This window comes from Paenibacillus terricola (genome assembly GCF_014779765.1).
Classification (GTDB): Bacteria; Bacillota; Bacilli; order Paenibacillales; family Paenibacillaceae; genus Paenibacillus_T; species Paenibacillus_T terricola.
This window is the reverse complement of the sequence record NZ_JACXZA010000005.1, coordinates 84,293-103,645: the sequence shown is the minus strand read 5'-3', so window position 1 is coordinate 103,645 and position 19,353 is coordinate 84,293. Positions and strand designations below refer to the sequence as shown.

Here is a 19,353-nt window from a genome sequence, read left to right as displayed (position 1 = left end):
AGCATAAGGGAGCAGGTATCAATCCGACATGAGAGGGTGTATAGGGTGTTCAAAAAGCTAGCATCGGAAGCGTTTGGCCTCAGTGATATCGGGCAGATCATCCCGGCGGCGGATTATGACAAAGTCGACTCGGATGACTACGTCTTCCACGAGGATAACGAGAAAATTTATTTCGTCATCAAGTCTAAGAAGGACGAATATTGCTTTACGAATCTTGCGCTTATCCATCTTGACGGCGATAGTGCGCTCAGCTCCAAACGGGTGTTGAAGCGCTATTCCTATTCGTCGTATTCAATCTCGCAGGTGCTGCTGGAGACGGCAGGCACGGTCGATATGGACGTCGAAATCAAGTTTGTTATTGGCGACACACCATTCTCCATCGATGTGCGCAAGAGCCAGCTCGAGCAGTTGAAGGATTTGTACAAAGCGCTGTACAAAATCTCCGAGATCAAGAAGCACAACTACGAATACTTGAAGCTGTCCGACGAGAGCATCGATGTAGCGAAGGAAACGCTCAGCCACGCGATGCCGCAGAGTGCCGCTCTCTCGACGCAGTTCGATCAGATCAACCTGTCGGTGTTCAGCTGGAAGAAGAGTAAGCTTGACGAGTACAAGGTCAAGGATTTCGGTTATGTTTTCGAGAAATATATCAACAATTAATAGTCATCATCTATTCATCGAGAGCCCGAATAACGGGCTCTTTTTCATTTTATACGAAGCGTGTTTAATCGATCTGATAGAGGGAATACTAGATTTATAGAAATATCCGAGCACAGAAGTGAGTCATGGAATGACCGCCTGCTGTATATATTCTCCGAGTGGAGCTATGCAGAGGTGTCGTTGTTGTCCTATCCGATTAATGGCGGAGATGCGCTGTGTTTATAGGCATTTTTGAACAAAAAGGAGACCACGCGATGCGCAAGCTGGAACGCGATTTATACGAGCTGCTTATGATCACGGCCCCGAGCGGGCAGGAGCGGCCGGTAGCGGATTATTTGATCAGACGTCTGCGGAAGCAGACGGAACGAGTGGAGTGCGATCATTACGGCAATGTCATTGCCGAGCGAATATATGGCACGGGTAACGGGCCAACGATCTTGTTGTGCGCCCATATGGATACGGTATGGGTGGATCCGGCGCGGACGATTCTGCAGGACGGCGATATTTGGCACAGCAGCACGGGGCCGCTTGGCGCAGATGATCGGGCGGGCATCGCCATCATACTGGCGGTATTACGCAGTCTGGCGAGAAGCGGGACGTTCCATGGGCGAGTCAAGCTTGCTTTTACCCGGGAAGAGGAGATTGGAAGGCTTGGCTCCGAGCAGCTAAGCCTTGCATGGCTGAGCGGAGTGGATATGAGCGTCGTCGTCGATCGGAGAGGGAGCAGGGACATCGTCGTGCGCAACAGCCGAATGGCGTTCTGCGACTGGGGGCTTGCTTCGTATTGGGAGACGGTCGGATCGATGAGCGGGATGAGGGGCTGGCGCGCGGTTGAGGGCGGCCTTAGCGATGCTGTCACTTTTGCCAACTACGGTATCCCGTCTGTTAATCTGTCTGCCGGCTATGCGTATGAGCATACGGATCAAGAGTATGTGAATGTCCGCTATTGCAAAGACACGGTGCGCCTCATCGTGCAGTCGTTGGCGAACTATGCGACGGCACAGCAGACGGCGGGAACAAATGACCTATTTAATAGGGTCTCGGTTATGGAATATAATTCCCCCTAGCAACAGCAAATGTTAGGTATTGGGTAGAGGTTGCGAAGAAAAATGAGGGGGCTTATTACTGGTCGCTAGGTCAATTGCTAGAGAGTGTCCATTTCTACGGAGTATTTGATCACAATCAGTTAAAGTACCTGTTAAAAACAGCTACCCAGAATAACGGCAAAGGTAAGTGGGAACTACAAGAACTAATTAATAATGTTACTCAAGTAACAGTCGATGATTTATATTATTTATATTACTACGGTGATAACACCGTTAGACTAATGATAGTGATATAGGAGATGAAATACGATATAGGCTATTTTCTTCGACCTTTAAGGATGGGCCAAAACTTTTTGCTCTAGGAGTTCTCACCGGGATTCTAGCAGTTCGAACGGCTTATCTTTTGCCGAAAGTCCTTATTAAGTTAAAGAAAGTAGTAGGATGTGGTGAAGCTATGGATGGTTTTGATAAGAGAACTTTTATTACGAGGAACAACCCACTGTCTGTAAAAAGTTTGATTTCATTTTTAGAAGTTGAAGTGAAAGTGGAATATATTGAAGAAATAAAAGATTTTCTTCATCTTTCAAAAGTTAGTGATGAGAAAGAATTAACGGATCATTTTATTGTAAAGTTAAGTGGTCAAGAGGTTCTAATATATAATGAGACGGTGGAGAGGTTTGCTCAGAATCCCGAAGTGTATAGGTTTACTATTGATATTGAGCAATTAATAAATTTAATGGACCAGACCATTTCGTTGGGAGTAGCGATAATAAAGAGCAACTTAAGTAATTATTAGATGTTTATTGATCTCGTGAACAATGAAAGTTCAATATTACACTTATAATTATTTGAAGGCACATGCAAAGCACAGTTATTGACTCTTGTAGTCAATAATTGTGTTTTTGTATAAGTATTACGATTAATTTAGTTACAGACGCTGCGGTAATCCATTATTTATGAATTGCCATAGTCTTGAGCAGTTATGAGATGGCTTCTGAATTCATCAGGAGTCATCTTTTTTTAATGAACACTGACAGCGTTCTGAAAGGGCAATTTGCAAGAAACGACCGTCTATCACTACAAGGGCGATTCGTGGGTCATCATGGACGAAGAGGACCGAACAGGTACAACGATTCTGTCATATACCTTCAACGAAGAAGGCCGTCCATTGTCGGTAACTCAAAGGTCAAACGTTCTGGTACGTCTACAATGGACACGACGATGTTACCGCACTAACAGACAAGAACGGTGACCTTGCGGTACGATATGATGATTGGGGCCGCCTAGTAAGCCGGATGTACAACCGCTATGGCGAGCGCATACGCGAGGGCATCGGCTGGATCGGCGATCTGGAGAGCGGCAACGGCAGCATGGGTTCGCTGCAAGGACCGGAGGACAGCAGTGGCAACACGGAGCCAGACTATCATCCGGGCATTGGCAATGCGCCGGCTGACGGAAAGGTAGCGTCGATGTCGAATGACTCTTCGACAGATACGGCAACAGCTGATGCATTCGCATGGTTGGAAGACGAGCTGTTGGCAGGCATTCAGGAATTACAATTTCATTAACCCGTATAAAATTAGATTTAGTCAGAGTTCAGTGAATGGTGCTAAGGAGATAACAGAAAGTATGACGAAAAAAAGCTGGAAAGGTGAGCCGATAGATGTTGTTAGGATGGCGTACGGTAAGTTAACCACAATCGACAATACTCGTGTACTTGCTGCGAGACAAGCAAGGATTAATGTTCATGCTATTATTCATGAATCAAACAAATCGATTCCGGTTGAAATGGCAAAACGGTTTCTTTACAGAACTACGTATCCAAATGGATCAAATATTATAGGATGGGACGGTAGCTAAATATGCTATATGAATTACTTGATGAATCACAACTTCCGCAAGGATTTAAATATCCCGATGGAATACAAAAAGTGATTGATCTTAAATTGGTTAATCTGGACCCGTGGGTTTTTATGAATAGAGAAAGATTGTTAGACAGATATGAGGGGTTAAAGAATCGATATCCCAAGAGAAAATTGGTTCCATTTGCTGAGAGAATTGATAATGATGATGTGGCATGTTTTGAGTTAGGGAAAGATGATCAAATTCAAATAATTCATGACTATGCTTCTCCGGGATTCGAGCAAAGGAAAGTGTTTGTTGATTTTTGGACTTGGTTTAAGGACGCTATTAATGAGATGATCGATTTTGATTAGAAGTAGGTTTAAAGTGTAGAAAATTAGGCCGCATGTGAGTGTTATTCCCACATGAGGCCTTCGTTTATCTATGCGTAATTTAATTAATAATATAAGTGGTATTTATGATGTGCTCATAAAAATATAGGAGAATCCTATTGGATCTATGAGTTGAACGAGATAAGATCAGATTAGGCAAGAGAAATGATTTTATTTTGAATTTGTTGAACTTGAATATTACTTTTTAGACACCAAGGAAAACTATTTAAAGGAGAATGATATGGATTATTCAAAACTTAGCAAAGCGGTTTCTTATGCACTACGTCATGCACCTTGGGAATATGAATTAGAGCTAGATAATGAAGGGTGGGTCTATATAAACCAGTTATTAATGGCACTTCACATTGAAAATCAATGGGAGTCAGTAACGGAAAATGATTTAAGACAAATGATTGATTTATCGGATAAAAAACGACATGAGATTTTTAAGGACAGAATAAGAGCACTATACGGTCATTCTATTCCTCAGAAAATACATAAAACGGTCGATGTCCCTCCTTCGATACTTTATCATGGTACAGCGAGGCCTTTAGTTGAGCAGATCTTATCAGAAGGACTTCAACCGATGGCGAGACAGTATGTCCATTTATCAGTTGATATTAATACAGCGAATTTAGTGGGGAAACGTAAAGATTCAGACCCTGTATTACTAAAGCTTGATGCTGAAAAGGCCTTCAATGACGGGGTAAAGTTTTACCAGGGTAACAATGTAGTATGGTTAGCGGATTGTGTTCCGCCTGAGTACATCTTATTACAATAATATTTTAATTCAGTTTTCAACCTTGATTGGCTCAACGCCTATCAAGGTTTTCATTTAGGTGAAGACTTTCCAGTTTAAAATCTGTATCCAAAATTATTGGGGGCTTAATAGTATGCACTTAAGTGAATATAGTATCTAATGAGCTGGAGGTTAGCTAGTGGATAAGTATAACTCATAAGGTTGACTGGTGCTATAGCATTCAAAAAATGGGAAGTATATAGACATAGCACCAGATAATTCTATAGTATCTTTTGGAACAAGGTAGGGTGAATCCTTTGGACGATTGGAAAGCTATAAGCATATCAGGCATTGCATCGATACGAAAGTGTATTGCTGAATTCGAAGTGATTGAGATGAATAAAACGCCATATCACAAATTTAAAGTTAAAATTTTTGAGGGGATTAAAGGGGAAATAACAGGATACACAAATTTGTTGATAAAGGATTCAGACGGAGTCCCTTATCCAGGTGTAGGAAGAGGCTATTGCATTGAAGAAACTTTAAGAAATACGATTAATAACTTCTTAGAAATGCTTGCTGAGAAAGAAATTTGGCATGAAAGTGATTTTGAAGTTGCTGACCCGTACGACTTTTAGTCGATAGTAGTGCTATTGTAACCCCAGAGACCTTGAATGGCTTATACCATTCAAGGTCTTTTTTTTGGTGCGGTACATTGCACTTAATTGTGAGTTAACCACAATGGTAGAAGACCTTAACAAACAAATAGTCAATCGTTCTGTTTCCATAAACTTGCATCAACATGAGAAGGCAATTCATTCAAGTGAGGAAATAGGTATCAAAGCACTTATTGTCGCTCGTTACGAGGATGACGATTGGTCCTTGTAAGCCGTCATCTCGAAAAACCGACCATCAGCGATGGTCGGTTTTTCGTGTTCCCCAGGCAGGCAGGCTCGAACCAGCCTGCCTGCCGTACGGGATGCCGCGGCTTGGCTCACAGCTGCTTGAGCTCCTTCTCCTGGCGCTGACGCTTTAACGCATCCAGCTCCAGGAGCACGCTGTCTTGAAGCTTGTCCTGCAGCGCGTTGCCAGAAGCCTGGCTCGTTATTGCCTGCACTTCCTTGCGCGCGGTCGCTTCCGCTTCCAATTGCCATACCTTCTCTTCCATCCGCGCGAATCCGCGCACGGCTTGCCGAGGATCGAAGCTGTGCAGCGTGCCGTTCACGCCCTTCAGCGCCTCGGCGGTTTGCACTCTCGCAATCAGATAGTGCTTCTTGGCTTGCAGCGCATCGTACGTATGCTTCAACTGTACGATCTGCTCCTTCAGCTGTACCGTCTGCTGCTGCAAGGCTTCGAATTGGCTGCGATACTGCGTAAGCCGTTCTTGAAGAATCAGCTTCTCTCGAATCGCAATCTGTGCGATCGCGTCCTCGCCTCTGTCAACCGCAAGTTCAGCTTGGTGACTGCGTTTGGCAAGCAGCGCTTCCGTCTGCTCGATAAGCGCGGCATGCTTTCGCTCGACAAGCAGTTGCTGGGTTAAAGCCTCCGCTGCGCGGTCCAGCTGCTCTTCAAGATCGCGGATATATTGCTTCACCATATTGACCGGATCCTCGATTCGATCCAGATAACCATGCACGTCGGACTGTACGATTGTTTTGACACGTTTGAAAATACCCATTATTGTTTCGCCTCCTTATTGAGTTGCCTTTCCCATTGATCCAAGATGTGAACATCATTGTGTGGTACGGATGCCGTAAGCCATTCCGCCGAAGGTGTCATCTCGATGTCGGATCCGCCTTTGCTTCTCCTGCGAATATAGATGTAAGCGCCGATTACGACAGCTGCAATGACAATCGTCCAGAAGGATAGAAGCGACCACAGCGCGACGATTGCCATGAGTCCGCCAATCCATTTCAGCAGCGATTTTCCCTTTGCAAACAGCGCAGCCCCGATCAACAATACGCCGAGCTTCGCCAGCAAGCCGATCAGTCCGAACCCGTCTCTGTCATGCTCGGTGACGCGAATGCGCTGCACCAACATCCCATCGCCACTTCTGAATGAACCGCCGCCATGTCCGAAGCCTGTCTCCTGCCCGAAGCCCGGGTGGCCGCCGTGCGTCCAACCAGAGCAGATGATTAGCACGAAAACTCCAATTGCAGCGAGAAACGGCCATTTTAACATTTTCCATCTCGTTGATTTCATTCATGTTCACCTCCTCGTTTTCTTTACAACCCAAGAATATCGCCCTTTGGTGAAAAAACGGTGAAAGGAAGTTCCATAAGTCCGCTTTCGATCACGTTGCCAACTTTCAATTTACTATCAGCTTGTCTTCATCTTTCTTTCATCTTTGCTTGCTATCTTATAGGCAGTCATTTAGTAGAAACGATAGCAAAGATCAGAGAGGTTGATAGGGATGAACCTTCTATTAGCGGAAGATGATACTCGCCTTGGCGAATTGATTGTTCATATGATGGAAGCCAAGACCGGCGGGCGAGTGGATTGGGTAATGACAGGCAGCGATGCATACGACTATGCGCTTGCCTCAACCTATGACGTGGTGCTGCTGGATTGGATGATGCCGGAGGGCGATGGAGCTTCGACATGCCGCAAGCTGCGCCAAGCCCATTATGCGGGGGCGATACTGATGTTGACCGCCCGCGATTCGTTGCAAGATCGCGTTACGGGGCTCGATGCAGGTGCAGACGACTACCTGGTGAAGCCTTTTGAGGTGGACGAGCTGTTGGCCAGAGTCCGCGCGTTAACCCGGCGCAACTTCGCGCCTCTTATGGAGGAGATGGTGCAATTGGGAGAGATTCGGTTGAATCGAGCCAGCCATGAAGTCCAGCTGGGGGACCAGCGAATCTCGCTGACGACAAGAGAGTTCCAGATTATCGATCTTCTAGCGGTTAACCGCGGGAGGGTGCTCACTCGCGAGCTGATTCTGGATCGCATCTGGGGATACGATTCGGATGTTACCCCTAAGGCTGTCGATGCGACTGTTAAGCTGGCGCGCAAGAAGCTGGAGATTGCCGGGCACAAAGGGTTGATCGAAAGCGTACGCGGCGTCGGGTACCGAATCCATGCTTAGGGGAAAAGACAGACGTAAAGGCAGCCTGCATAACGATGTGATCAAACGGACGCGTTGGCGTTTGACCGCACAATACAGTGCCTTGCTGTTGTTGTTCCTCGGATTGTTCGCTGCTGCCGCTTACTCGTTGTTTCAGCAATCCGCCCGCAGCGAGCGGGAGAACAAGCTGAATGCGCTGCTTGATGATGAGCTCCGATTCGTGCAAGAAAACTACGGAAATATGCGAGCCAACCAGTTTAACGATAAGAAGGACAATTCGTTCGAGATAGGCGCCGATCAAGCATTCTATTATTGGGTGGATCAGCAGGGAAGTCTCGTCTTGGGCAACGAGAGCCAGAGCGGGATTCGTTCGCAAGCGCTGCGAGCATTAGAAGGATGGGGCGCAAGAGACGATAAGCCTCGCAAGGTAAAGCTTGAAACGCAAAGCCGCTTGTTCTTCCGAGATCATGACGGCCAACAGGAGGAGCGAACGTCATTCCTTGTGGCAAGCCGGGAACTGACCGCTGCCGGCCGCAATATCGGAACACTGTATGTCGGCGTCGACATTAGCGCGCAGGAAGAGATGCTGCGAACCGCTGCGCTGGTGCTTGGCGGTCTGACGCTGCTGTTTGCCGTCGCGTGCGTCTTCGTCAGCCACCTCATGTCCAAGCGAGCCATGATTCCGATCGCGCAGTCGCTTGCGCGGCAACGAGAATTCGTCGCCGACGCCTCGCATGAGCTGCGTACGCCGCTTAGCGTACTGATGTCTTCGATCGAGACGCTAGGGATGCGCAGACAAGCTGCGCCGAACGAGAACGAAGACGAAGACCGATTCGAAACGCGGACGCTCGGCTATATGAAGGATGAAGTCAAAGGGATGACGCGTTTGGTCGGCGACCTGCTATATTTGGCCCGTTCGGATTCAGGGGCAGAGCAGCTGCAGCTCACGCAATTCGATCTTCGGGCAAGCGCGGAGCGGACATTGCACGGTCTTGCGCCATTGTTCGAAGCGAAGCAGATTCTGCATGACTTGGATGCGCCGGACAAGCTGCTGGTGTACGGCGATGAGCAGCGGCTTCTCCAACTGCTCGTCATACTGGTCGACAATGCGGTGAAATATTCACCGTCCGGCACGCTTGTACGCGTGAAGCTGGCCGAGGAGAAGCAGCGAGGCCATCGCGTTCTCGCCATCGCCGTAATCGATCAAGGCATCGGCATTCCTGCAGAGGAGCAGGAGAAAATATTCGAACGATTCTACCGAGAGGACAAGACGCGTTCCCGACATCTCGGCGGACACGGGCTTGGTCTTGCCATTGCGAAGCGTATCGCAGCGGCTTGCGGCGGCACGATCCAGGTAGCAAGCAGGTTGGGACAAGGCAGCGCATTTATCGTCAGGATACCGATTTCTGCATAGATCAGACATCATTCGTATACTCCTTCGTCGAATTATCCTCACAATATCGGCACTCGAAGCGAATGACCGTGTTCTATAATGAGGATAATGGGAAGTGGCAAGGTGAAACGTCTGTCGTCGTCCTTATACGACACAGTACGGTTCATTCAAGTATGATCGAAGGAGAATGAACATGGCTAGATTAAGCATCATCTTTATATTAATAGCGCTCTTAACGGCTTGCAGCAGCGATAAAACTGAGAATTCTACGGGGACTACCGAGCCGGCTCAGCAGACGACTAGCGAAGGTCAGTCCGCAACCCCATCCTTGGAACGTGCGGCTCTTACCGAGCATGAGATGAAGATCCAGTATCCGCAGGTTACGAATCTTGGGGATGCGAAGCGGGAGAAGACGATTAATTCGCTGATCAAGAATGAAGCGCGCAAAGCGATCAGCTACTACGCTGCGAACGAGACGACGATGGACATCGACTATACAGTGAAACAGATGAATGATAAGGTGCTCAGCATCCAATATACCGGATACGCGAACAGTAAAGGAGCTGCACATCCGAACAATATTTATTTTACGACCAATGTGGATCTGACAACGGGAATGAAGATGCTGCTCAAGGACAACGTCAAGCTGGATGACTCCTTCGTGAAGCTGCTGCACCAAGCGAAGTACGTTCCGTTCGATCCGAGTCTGGATCTGAGTAAGGAAGCAGCTAACGAGTTAACCAACTGGTCTGATGCAGAGCTTCTTACCTATATGAAACAAGCCGACGATATTGGAATCGGCAACGTGTTGAATGTATTCTCTTATTGGACGGACGACGCGCTGGGCATCAGCATTTCCGTACCGCGCGCGCTTGGCGATCATGTGGAGTTCGAGATTAGCAAAGCAGACCTGGCAGGCAAGTTCATTGGAGCTGCGGCGCAATAATGCACACATAGAAGGGCTTCCTACCGTCATGCAAGATGACAGGCAGGGAGCCCTTTTGCATATCGCATACGTGTTTTATAATTTAGCGATTATTCCATTTCTCTTCGAAATTGTACAGCTGTTCCTCAACAAGGTTGGATGAATTGTAGAATCCGTCCATGAGACCATTCATCATATACTCGGCTTTGGGTTCCTTCGCATTCTTCTTGGCAGGCTTAGCAGGTTGGTTATGGAAGAAGGCGCGGACGTTCTTACCTGAATAGAATAAATTATCGACGGCGAATTGGGCATTGATGGCCGGATCTGCCAGCGGTGAACCGTTGCCTAGACGGGCATTCCAAGTCTGAAACTCGTCCGATACGAGATAAGATAACACCTCGAACGCTTCCTCCCGGTGCTCGCTGTTCGGATTGACGGAGAGCACCTCTCCGACGAAATCAGGCCCGATGCCAGGCTTATCCTCGAAGGTCGGGAAGGAAACCATGTCCCAGTCGCTTTGTTGAAAGTATTGCTCCCCGTATATAGAGTTGATGAATTTATAGGTTAATTCATAGCCGTCTGTTGAGTATTCCAGCGTGTTATGGTATGGCTGACTTGGTCCGTTATACACTTCGAAGGGGGTATGAATCCAGCCGTAGTGGATCTGCATAATTCGAGCAATTGCGGTCCAATCGGCATTCGTTACATTGGCCTTCCCTGTATCAGCATCAAGTATAGATGCGGAACGCTGCAAGGCGAGCAGTGGGTAACCGAATGCATGGCTAACGGCGTATATCAAGGTAGATCCAACGTTCATCTCCTCATATTTCTTCTTGATGTTCGCTGCCCACGGCATCCACTCTTCCCAGGTCATCCCGTCTGTTGGATAAGGAATGTGAGCCTTATCGAACCACACTTTGTTATAACTCATTGCATGCAAGGTGCGCATATACGGAACGGCGAGCAGTTGACCATCAGGCGAATAGCTGCGCACTTGTTCGATGAAAGCCGGTTCGAATCGCGATAGGTCGAGTTTGTTGGCCGATACGTATTCCTCCATATCGGATAGAAGTCCTAGCTCGGATAGCTTCGGAATTAGCTCGGTATAGGCGACGATAATGTCCGGCTCTTGGTGAGCGGAGAGCATGTCGGTCAGAGTATCCATCGGCCATGGGGCTTCTGACCCCGTAGGCTGCAGCCGTTTATCGTCCATGAACTCCTCGTAGCGTTCGATCTCGATGTTCGGGAACTTCTGGCGGATTTTATCAAAATAAACTTCGTCACCGTACCGCAGCTCGCGCGCATTATTGCCGTACCACCGAAGCGTTAGTTTCAAATCGGGATTCGGATCAAGGTTTAGATTTGAATCGTCTTCTAATAACTTGTCATCCACATCCAATTCATCTGTTGTTGAAGTGCAGGCTTGAAGATTCGGCAGCAGCAGGGTTGATAAGAGTAATGCAATCGTTAATCGGCGTCTTCTCATCGAATCGAACCTCTTCGTATTAGTTTGATCGTGCATGGCAATGTCTTGTTTGAAATGGTTTATTTGTCCAAGTTAAATAATATATAACAATATTAATCAATTAACATATTTGTTGTAAACAGTTTCCAGATAAAAATTTGCAAGACTACCGCCCAATTAGCGAAGTCGCTTGTCCTTCGATTGGCGGTCTTTGTGCATGTATGGGTATGGAATTCGCGCAAATGCCAGACACTACAACACAGTGTCTGGAAAGGAGCGGTGATCTATATGCGTTTAGATGTAACGCTAGCTGAGGCTTATAATAATGCGCCGTATCCGTTGAACGGCCACGGGCAACGAAATGTACATGTTTTGAAGGAAGCGTTCGAAACGATTGACGGCGATGTCGACAGTGACGTATATGGGAGCGGCCCTGTCATTGAACAGTTCCAGAATCGGTTCGCCCAACTGCTGGGTAAACCGGCTTCGGTGTTCTTCCCGAGTGGCACGATGGCGCAGCAGATCGCTCTTCGAATCTGGTCAGATGCTGCCGGCAGCAAGAAAGTTGCGTATCATCCGCTGTGCCATCTGGAGATCCACGAGCAGGACGGATTGAAGGAGCTGCATCATCTCGAGCCCATCCTGCTTGCGGATACGACACGGCCAGTGCTGCTATCCGATGTCCTTGGCATGCCGGACGATGTTGCTTGCCTGCTGCTGGAACTGCCGCAGCGGGAAATTGGCGGCCAACTGCCTGACTATGCCGAGCTCGAAGCGATCTCCGCGCATTGCCGCGCGAAAGGGATTAAGCTGCATCTCGATGGCGCAAGGCTATTCGAGGTTACGCCCTACTATGGTCGATCGGCTGAGGAAATTTGCAGCTTGTTCGATAGTGTTTACGTGTCGGTGTACAAGGGGCTTGGCGGCATTGCCGGGGCTGTGCTGGCGGGGGAGTACGATTTTGCGGAAGAGTCGAAGGTTTGGAAAAGGCGTCACGGCGGCGATCTGATCAGCCTGTACCCGTATTTCTTAAGCGCTGAGTACTATTTGGATCTCCGATTGCCGCGCATGGCCGACTATTATGAGGGAGCTGTCGAGTTGGCGGCGCTGTACAATGGCTGTCACCCGGCGATAAGGACGGTGCCGCAGGTGCCGGTCTCGAATATGTTTCATGTGCATGCCGAGAGGCCGAAGGAGGAGCTGGAGCCGATCCTGATCGAAATCACACAGCAGACGGGCATCGGATTCACGCATGTGCTGCGTCCTAAGACGGGTACGGTCTGCTACTATGAGGTGAGCATTGGCGATCGATACGCGGAGCTGCCGCAGGAGAAGGTCCGGGAAGCTTTTCGTCAGTTGGGAGAACGATTGAGCAGCTCGAACAGACAGTAGTTGTAGAGTAAGCTGGTGAATAACAATGAAACCTCTCCTAACTGTTCTACCTATCTGAGCTCATTCATAGAATGGGATGAATAATGGTAGGGGAGTGATATGGTGTGGAGGAAACATTTCGTCAGTATTATGAGCTGAAGCAGCAGCAGAAACAGATCGAGCAGCAGCTGGAGACGCTGCGAAACGTCATCATTGCATATTGTAATGGCAATCCGGCTGGCGAGTTGCAAGCGGGCGACTACCAAGCGAAGATTATCGTTCAAGAGCGCAGAGAATATGATGATGCGAGATTGTTCGATGTGCTGCCTGAAGCGGATATGTGGCGGCTGCTGTCCAAGTCGGACGCAAGCAAGGTGGCAAGCGTGGTGAAGTTAAACCTTTTGTCAGAGGAGACGCTGCGGGGAACCTACACGAACAAATCGGTTCAGACGCTTCAGGTGAAACGCGTGTAGCATGGTATAATGGAGTATTCGATTTCGACCGAGCGGGCCCCTATCGAAGGGGCTGTTCGTGTTGTACCCCAGGTGCAGGAGAGGATGATTATCCATGTCTACCGCAGAAGAGTACGTCTATTCTATGGTCGGGGTAAAATTAGCGAACCGTGTAGCAACGGTTACGTTGAACCGTCCGCCCGTTAATGCGTTAAGCACGGAAGTTATTGACGAGTTGTCGGCATGTCTCGATAAGCTTGCAGCCGATTCGGAAGTGAAAGCGATCGTCCTGACCGGCGAAGGCAAATGCTTTGCAGCAGGTGCTGACATTAAGCAGTTCACTAGTGCATTCGGAGATGCGCAAGCAGCAACGCAGCTCGCACGGTCAGTGCAAGAGAAGTTCCGGCGCATCGAGACGATGAAGAAACCGGTCATAGCCGCGATTAATGGAGCGGCGCTTGGCGGAGGATTGGAGCTGGCGCTTAGCTGCCATCTGCGCATTGCGGCAGATGAGGCACAGCTGGGACTGCCTGAGCTCAATCTCGGACTCATTCCAGGCTACGGCGGTACGCAGCGTCTGACTCGGCTTATCGGCAAGGCGAAGGCAACCGAGATGATCTTGCTCAGCCAACCGGTTACGGGTCAACAGGCCGAACAGATCGGCCTCGTCAACAAGTCTGTACCGCGTGAACAACTGCTCCAGGCAGCACTCGAATGGGCAGAACGTATTGCCCACGACCGAAGCGCAGCATCCGTCGCTGCAGCGCTAACCGCAATCAACGATGGCCTGGACGGTACACTCGAAGAGGGACTAGAACGGGAAACCGAACTGTTCGGCGAATTGTTCGAGACAGAGTCCATGCGCGAAGGCGTTACGGCCTTCATTGAGAAGCGTCCTGCTAAGTTTCAAGATTAAACGAACTACATAGTCGAACATTAGACGGCCTAGGCTACACGCTATGTACAAAATGTTCACTACTCCAATAAGCGCTGCTCAGCAGCGCTTATTTTGTTTATATAAGCTTTCTCGCATGATAAGCACGGCACAAACACACTTTATGCGGCGAACAATAGGCATATTCAGGACATGAACAGGATTTAAGCGTTACTCATTCCGGATTCCAGTAGTTTCGTTGTCCCAACAAATGGTGCAGCTTATCAGAAGTCCCAACAATGGGCGGTGACAGGTGGGCACAAACGAACAACGTTTGCGGACGATAACCCCGTATCTAGGTACAGTGAACAAAAGCTTTGCCGCAAGGCGGCAAGAGCGGGCGCACGATCCATCCCAACCAAGACATCGTCCTTGTGAGGAGTCCAGAGGTCACACGACCTTTGGGGCCCTCCCTTGCAGGGAGGGTTTGGGTGGGTAGAACTAGGTTGATAATCTATATGTTAATTGATTAGTAATTATGTTATTATATTCGCGTATGCAATAAATGATCAGTACGGTGAATTACATTTTCTTCTTCTGCCAAATGATAACGCTATATCCTATGGCTAACTAAAACTCTATTAAAAGGGGAAAATTCATGAGCAGCAGTAACCTTGACAATGTACGCAGCACAAGCCTAATCGCGCATTACGCTTTTGATGATGCAGCGAATGTCGGCTATGACCGCTCCGGCAGCGGCAAAGACGCAATCGCGTCGGGTACAACGAAGCCTACCATTGAGAACATTGGCGGCCGTATGGCGGTTTCCCTCGCTGGTGGTACAGGCGGAACATCGTATCTCCAGCTGCCAGCTGATCTGCTGGCGAATGTAAGTGATCAGACGGGCATTACGATCTCCGCTTGGGTATACCTGCGCAAGGGCCACAACGTATGGGAGCGAATCTTCGATTTCGGCCGCGGTTCGAGGGGACCCTACCTGTTCTTGACGCGCGGATTCCGCGGAACGTGCTTCGCAGGCGGCGACATTGTCGTTGATCCAGGCAGAGGTTTTGCAGCAGGCGAATGGATTCATGTGGCGTTATCGGTAACAGGTACACAAGGCGGTACGCTCAGCAGCGCCGGTCCCGTTGTATATGTGAACGGTGAAGCCGTTGCGGACGGCATGATCAGTCAGACGTCGAGCGGCCGTTATGCGCAGCTGCGCGAATGGTTCGCGACGTTCACGGACTCGGCGAATTACAGCAACAACACGATCGGCAAGTCGCAATACGATGTGGATCCTGACTTTAACGGTGCAGTATCAGATTTCCGTGTTTACCAAGCTGGCCTGACGCAGGACGAAGTGATTGAAGTGATGTGCGAATCGCTGACGGATGAAGCAATCGTCGCGCTCGCGAAGGACAAGTATTTGTCGTTCCCGACGTCGATTGTCACGAAGGACATTACGCTGCCGACGCTTCTTATGGGCGGTAAAGTGGAAGCAAGCTGGCAGTCGAGCAACCCAAGTGCAATGAATGAGCAGGGCAAGATCAATGCCGATCTATCGGAAGCGCAGGCTGTAACCCTTACGGCAACCCTTCGTAAAGGCGGCCGCCAAGCCGAGAAGAGCTTCTCGGTATCCGTTATTCCGCAAGGGCTTCCGCCATATACGCTGACGATCGAGGGCGGCAAGGAAGTGTTGGACGTCAGTGACGTATTGTATGGACTCTTCTATGAAGATATCAATAACGCAGCGGACGGCGGCATCTATGCGGAGCTCGTACAGAACCGTTCATTCGAAGCGTTCGAGTTCGACAGCTTCTCGCATGTTTGCGGCGAGTGCGGCGCTTCAACGGGACGTAACTATGAGGCAATGCATGCATGGTTCGGCGATGTGGAACGTGTGACGGTTCGCAGCGAAGGCGGCCTGAATGCTCACTTCGGCATCGAAGACCCCGATGTGAACGCGCACTATATTACGGTGCCGGACGGCACGAAGCTGTACAACCGCGGCTATACAGATTCGAATGGCGCTTGCGCGATGTCGATCAAGGCTGGCGATGGTTATGACTTTACGATATGGGCCAAATCCGATGTAGGCGGCGTCATTACAGCGCAGCTGCTGAACCCGGATGGCGAAGCGATCAGCGAGCCGGCAGTCGTCGTTGTAACAGGCGGCGGCCAATGGTCCAAATATGGTATCGATCCGAAAGTCGTACTGACAGGAACGGCTACAGTGCTCGGTCAGCTTGTACTGACATTCAGCGGCGAAGTGTCGATCGATATGGTATCGCTCGTTCCGCAGGATGTATGGGGTGCGAGTGAAGAAGTACGTTCGGCTTCGGCTCATGCGAACTATAAGGGCAACTCGAACTACCGTCTGCGGAAAGACCTCGTGAATGCACTCGTGGATCTGCATCCGAAGTTCCTTCGTTTTCCAGGCGGCTGTATTTCCGAAGGATCGCACGTGTGGGATAACGTGTATGATTGGAAGCACTCGGTCGGCGATATTGAGCTGCGCAAAGAGAACTACAACGTCTGGGGCTACATGATGACGATGGGCCTCGGCTATATGGAATATTTCCAGCTGGCAGAAGATTTGAATGCGACGCCATTGCCAGTTATGGCTTGCGGCGTGCTCTGCCAAGCGCGCTCGGACTATGCGAATCCGGCAGGCGGCGAACTGCGTGACTACTATATCCGCAGCTTCACGGATTTGATCGATTTTGCGATCAGCATGGATTTTGAGGGTAATGAATGGGCTGCGCTTCGGAAGCGGATGGGACATGTTGGACCGTTCGATCTGCGCTACCTCGGCGTAGGCAACGAGAACTGGGGCACGGAGTTCTTCGCGAACTTCGAAGTGTTCAAGACTGCCATCGACGAATTCATGCAAGCGAACTATCCTAACCATGAGCTGCACATTATCTCGACGGTTGGCGCGCAAGCGGACGACGACGCTTATCAGCGCGGTTGGAACTTCCTGCGCGGCGGTCAGAAGGGTGCAGAAAAAATCCGATTCACGGACGGCAAGACGAGCTGGGAAGAGGATGTTACATGGTACGGCAAGCAGTCGAATTACATGGATACGATTGCGGACGAACACTACTACCGTTCGAACGAATATCTGCTGAACAATGGCGACCGTTATAACTACTACGAGCGCGTATACAACGCGGACGGTACGCTGAACGAATCGCAGACGTCGAAAGTATTCGTGGGCGAATATGCATCGACGGACAAGAACACGCTGGCAGGCGCAGTAGCGGAAGCGGCGATCATGACGCATTTCGAGAACAATTCGGATGTCATTCGTCTTGCTGCAACGGCTCCGCTGTTCAACAAAGTGCTGACGGACGGCACGTACCGCTGGACGCCGGACTGCATCTGGTTCGACGACGAGACCGTATGGTTCACGCCGAACTACTACGTGCAGCAGCTATATGCGAAGTATATCGGGACGAAGGTGCTTGGCACATCGTTCAAGACGTATCGCAATGGCGCTGAAGCCGTTCTCACGCCGCGCGGCGGCATCGAGATCGCAACGGGCAATGCGGAAATCGCAGTCCGTCGCGTGACGGTTACGTCGAATGTAGACGGCAGCGTCTTGCTGGAGCAGGACTTCACGCAGTCGCTTCAAGCGCAGTGGCAGGTCATTCCTAGCTCGACGGCTGGTTATACGGTTGATGCGAAGCGCGGTCTCGTGCTGCATGCACAGAACGGCGGTCTGAACGGCCTGTATATCCTGAACGACGCTTGGACGAACTACAAAGTTGAAGTCGTAGCGGAGAAGCTGTCCGGCGTAGAAGGCTTCTACATCGGCGCGGGTCTGACGGATATTACGTCGGAGCGCAAAGATGTGATCGAATATGCGATCAACTACAACGGTAACGCAACGGGTGTCAAAGTGTTCAAACAGGGCGTAGAAGGCTACACGCTTGGCGACTACTCGTCCAGCACGGCGGCAGGCAACCTCCGTCAATACGGCCATGAGCCGCTTGCGGAAGGCGTGGCGTACACGATTACGGTCAACTACGGCGGCGAGAAGGGCGATGCGCTCATCTGCTCGTACACGGATGGCCAGACGACGAGCCATGTGCACGCGTACAAGCTTGAAGCGTACAACCGCGAGGTGTTCAGCTCGGTCACGAAGGACGACAAGCATGTGTACGTGAAGCTGGTTAACGCGGACAATGTGGACAAAATGACGCGTCTTGAGCTCCGTGATCTGAACGTCGCTGCGTCCGCGCAGCTGATTACGCTTACTGGCGACGAGTCGATCGTGCATACGCCAAACGTGAACAAGAAGAACGCTGAGCTGGTGCAGCCAAGCGAATCGCAGCTGCACATCGGAAGCGACAGCGTCGTTCTGACGCTGCCAGCGAACTCCGTCAGCGTAATCGTGCTTGATCTTGTGTAATAGTGATCGTTAGGCAGCTAGTTGCTGACTGCCAATATTGAAGCACCCCTTGAGGGTTGCAATGCGACAATTGCGTTGTCACTTGCGGCTATCAAGGGGTGTTTTGTTGTCATTCCTGCTTGTCCGACGCCTTGTGCCATTGTAAAATGTGCATTGGAAAATAATTGATGCGGACTTGTTGAAGATACTATTAGAGGAGGCAACCCAATGAGCTCATTGCTGCAAGTGCGCGTAACGGGTGTAATCGTAGAAGAAGGACGTATTCTACTTGTGAAGCAGCGGGTGTCTGCGGATCGGGCGTGGTCACTGCCGGGTGGACGAGTGGAGCAAGGCGAAACGTTGGAAGCGGCGATTGTGCGGGAACTTGAGGAAGAGACGGGGCTGTCGACGGAAGTGGTGAAGCTGCTGTACTTGTGCGATAAACCGGATGCATCCCCGTCGCTGCTGCATATTACGTTTCTGCTGCGCCGCACCGGCGGCGAGTTCAGGCTGCCGTCTAACGAATTTGATGCCAACCCGATAGCCGATGTGGTTATGATCCCGATCCAAGAGCTTGAAGCGTATGGCTTCTCAGCGCAATTCGCAGCCTTAGTCCGAGATGGCTTCCCGAATGCGGGGAGCTACCAAGGGCTCAAGCGCAATATTGGATTGTAAGCAAAAAAAACAGCCCTCCGCAAGCCATGATGAATGGTTTATGGAGGGCTGCT

The 19,353-nt window shown here is 49.8% G+C and carries 20 protein-coding genes; 16 read left to right on the top strand and 4 right to left on the bottom strand.

Going from position 1 to position 19,353, the window contains the following annotated elements; all coding sequences use genetic code 11:
- Positions 1 to 45 precede the first annotated feature (45 nt).
- The 8 genes from H8B09_RS19490 (at position 46) to H8B09_RS19455 (ending at position 5,317) form a co-directional block, all read left to right on the top strand.
- Complete coding sequence (locus tag H8B09_RS19490; RefSeq protein WP_191205253.1) at positions 46 to 660, top strand: PH domain-containing protein; 615 nt, start codon at positions 46 to 48, stop codon at positions 658 to 660.
- A 254-nt stretch (positions 661 to 914) separates the two neighbouring features.
- The gene (locus H8B09_RS19485) at positions 915 to 1,727 is read left to right on the top strand and encodes a M20/M25/M40 family metallo-hydrolase (RefSeq protein ID WP_191205252.1); all 813 of its coding nucleotides are present in this window, start codon (positions 915 to 917) and stop codon (positions 1,725 to 1,727) included.
- A gap of 433 nt (positions 1,728 to 2,160) precedes the next feature.
- Positions 2,161 to 2,502 carry a hypothetical protein gene (locus H8B09_RS19480; protein ID WP_224753791.1) on the top strand — a complete coding sequence of 114 codons (342 nt, stop codon included), beginning with the start codon at positions 2,161 to 2,163 and terminating at the stop codon, positions 2,500 to 2,502.
- Positions 2,503 to 3,001: 499 nt separating this feature from the next.
- Positions 3,002 to 3,274, top strand: coding sequence for a hypothetical protein (locus H8B09_RS19475; RefSeq protein WP_191205250.1), 273 nt, complete (start codon positions 3,002 to 3,004; stop codon positions 3,272 to 3,274).
- 61 nt (positions 3,275 to 3,335) lie between these two features.
- Positions 3,336 to 3,566 carry a hypothetical protein gene (locus H8B09_RS19470; protein ID WP_191205249.1) on the top strand — a complete coding sequence of 77 codons (231 nt, stop codon included), beginning with the start codon at positions 3,336 to 3,338 and terminating at the stop codon, positions 3,564 to 3,566.
- Between the two features lie 2 nt (positions 3,567 to 3,568).
- Positions 3,569 to 3,922 carry a hypothetical protein gene (locus tag H8B09_RS19465; protein ID WP_191205248.1) on the top strand — a complete coding sequence of 118 codons (354 nt, stop codon included), beginning with the start codon at positions 3,569 to 3,571 and terminating at the stop codon, positions 3,920 to 3,922.
- Positions 3,923 to 4,181: 259 nt separating this feature from the next.
- Positions 4,182 to 4,721 (top strand): RNA 2'-phosphotransferase, encoded by a 540-nt coding sequence (locus tag H8B09_RS19460; protein ID WP_191205247.1) that lies wholly within the window; start codon positions 4,182 to 4,184, stop codon positions 4,719 to 4,721.
- Between the two features lie 275 nt (positions 4,722 to 4,996).
- Positions 4,997 to 5,317, top strand: a complete 321-nt coding sequence (locus H8B09_RS19455; protein ID WP_191205246.1) for a hypothetical protein — start codon at positions 4,997 to 4,999, stop codon at positions 5,315 to 5,317.
- 222 nt (positions 5,318 to 5,539) lie between these two features.
- On the opposite strand, the gene H8B09_RS19450 is transcribed toward H8B09_RS19455, so the two are convergent.
- The 3 genes from H8B09_RS19450 to H8B09_RS19440 are packed head-to-tail and all read right to left on the bottom strand — an operon-like array spanning position 5,540 to position 6,881.
- A complete protein-coding gene (locus H8B09_RS19450; RefSeq protein WP_191205245.1) occupies positions 5,540 to 5,677 on the bottom strand; it encodes a hypothetical protein in 138 nt (45 codons plus the stop codon).
- The gene (locus H8B09_RS19445) at positions 5,674 to 6,357 is read right to left on the bottom strand and encodes a PspA/IM30 family protein (protein ID WP_191205244.1); all 684 of its coding nucleotides are present in this window, start codon (positions 6,355 to 6,357) and stop codon (positions 5,674 to 5,676) included. The genes H8B09_RS19450 and H8B09_RS19445 overlap by 4 nt, the downstream gene beginning before the upstream one ends.
- Complete coding sequence (locus H8B09_RS19440; protein WP_191205243.1) at positions 6,357 to 6,881, bottom strand: hypothetical protein; 525 nt, start codon at positions 6,879 to 6,881, stop codon at positions 6,357 to 6,359. Before H8B09_RS19440 ends, H8B09_RS19445 begins: the two co-directional genes overlap by 1 nt.
- A gap of 211 nt (positions 6,882 to 7,092) precedes the next feature.
- On the opposite strand from H8B09_RS19440, the gene H8B09_RS19435 reads away from it, so the two are divergent.
- The 3 genes from H8B09_RS19435 (at position 7,093) to H8B09_RS19425 (ending at position 10,085) form a co-directional block, all read left to right on the top strand.
- Positions 7,093 to 7,767: a response regulator transcription factor gene (locus H8B09_RS19435; protein ID WP_191205242.1), complete on the top strand. Its 675-nt coding sequence runs from the start codon at positions 7,093 to 7,095 to the stop codon at positions 7,765 to 7,767.
- Positions 7,760 to 9,160 (top strand): sensor histidine kinase, encoded by a 1,401-nt coding sequence (locus H8B09_RS19430; RefSeq protein WP_191205241.1) that lies wholly within the window; start codon positions 7,760 to 7,762, stop codon positions 9,158 to 9,160. Before H8B09_RS19435 ends, H8B09_RS19430 begins: the two co-directional genes overlap by 8 nt.
- Before the next feature lie 172 nt (positions 9,161 to 9,332).
- Positions 9,333 to 10,085 carry a DUF4163 domain-containing protein gene (locus H8B09_RS19425; RefSeq protein WP_191205240.1) on the top strand — a complete coding sequence of 251 codons (753 nt, stop codon included), beginning with the start codon at positions 9,333 to 9,335 and terminating at the stop codon, positions 10,083 to 10,085.
- Positions 10,086 to 10,167: 82 nt separating this feature from the next.
- Here H8B09_RS19425 and H8B09_RS19420 read toward each other — a convergent pair whose 3' ends face one another.
- Positions 10,168 to 11,550, bottom strand: coding sequence for an ABC transporter substrate-binding protein (locus tag H8B09_RS19420; protein WP_191205239.1), 1,383 nt, complete (start codon positions 11,548 to 11,550; stop codon positions 10,168 to 10,170).
- A gap of 267 nt (positions 11,551 to 11,817) precedes the next feature.
- Here H8B09_RS19420 and H8B09_RS19415 point away from each other — a divergent pair, with 267 nt between their 5' ends.
- The 5 genes from H8B09_RS19415 to H8B09_RS19395 all read left to right on the top strand — a co-directional run bounded on the left by H8B09_RS19415 (position 11,818) and on the right by H8B09_RS19395 (position 19,300).
- Positions 11,818 to 12,921 (top strand): threonine aldolase family protein, encoded by a 1,104-nt coding sequence (locus H8B09_RS19415; RefSeq protein ID WP_191205238.1) that lies wholly within the window; start codon positions 11,818 to 11,820, stop codon positions 12,919 to 12,921.
- 104 nt (positions 12,922 to 13,025) lie between these two features.
- Positions 13,026 to 13,373, top strand: coding sequence for a hypothetical protein (locus tag H8B09_RS19410; RefSeq protein WP_191205237.1), 348 nt, complete (start codon positions 13,026 to 13,028; stop codon positions 13,371 to 13,373).
- A 124-nt stretch (positions 13,374 to 13,497) separates the two neighbouring features.
- Positions 13,498 to 14,268 carry an enoyl-CoA hydratase gene (locus H8B09_RS19405; RefSeq protein ID WP_191205650.1) on the top strand — a complete coding sequence of 257 codons (771 nt, stop codon included), beginning with the start codon at positions 13,498 to 13,500 and terminating at the stop codon, positions 14,266 to 14,268.
- A 616-nt stretch (positions 14,269 to 14,884) separates the two neighbouring features.
- Entirely contained in the window at positions 14,885 to 18,646 is a 3,762-nt protein-coding gene (locus H8B09_RS19400) for an alpha-L-arabinofuranosidase family protein (protein WP_191205236.1), read from the top strand.
- A 207-nt stretch (positions 18,647 to 18,853) separates the two neighbouring features.
- Positions 18,854 to 19,300: an NUDIX hydrolase gene (locus H8B09_RS19395; protein ID WP_191205235.1), complete on the top strand. Its 447-nt coding sequence runs from the start codon at positions 18,854 to 18,856 to the stop codon at positions 19,298 to 19,300.
- Positions 19,301 to 19,353: the final 53 nt, after the last annotated feature.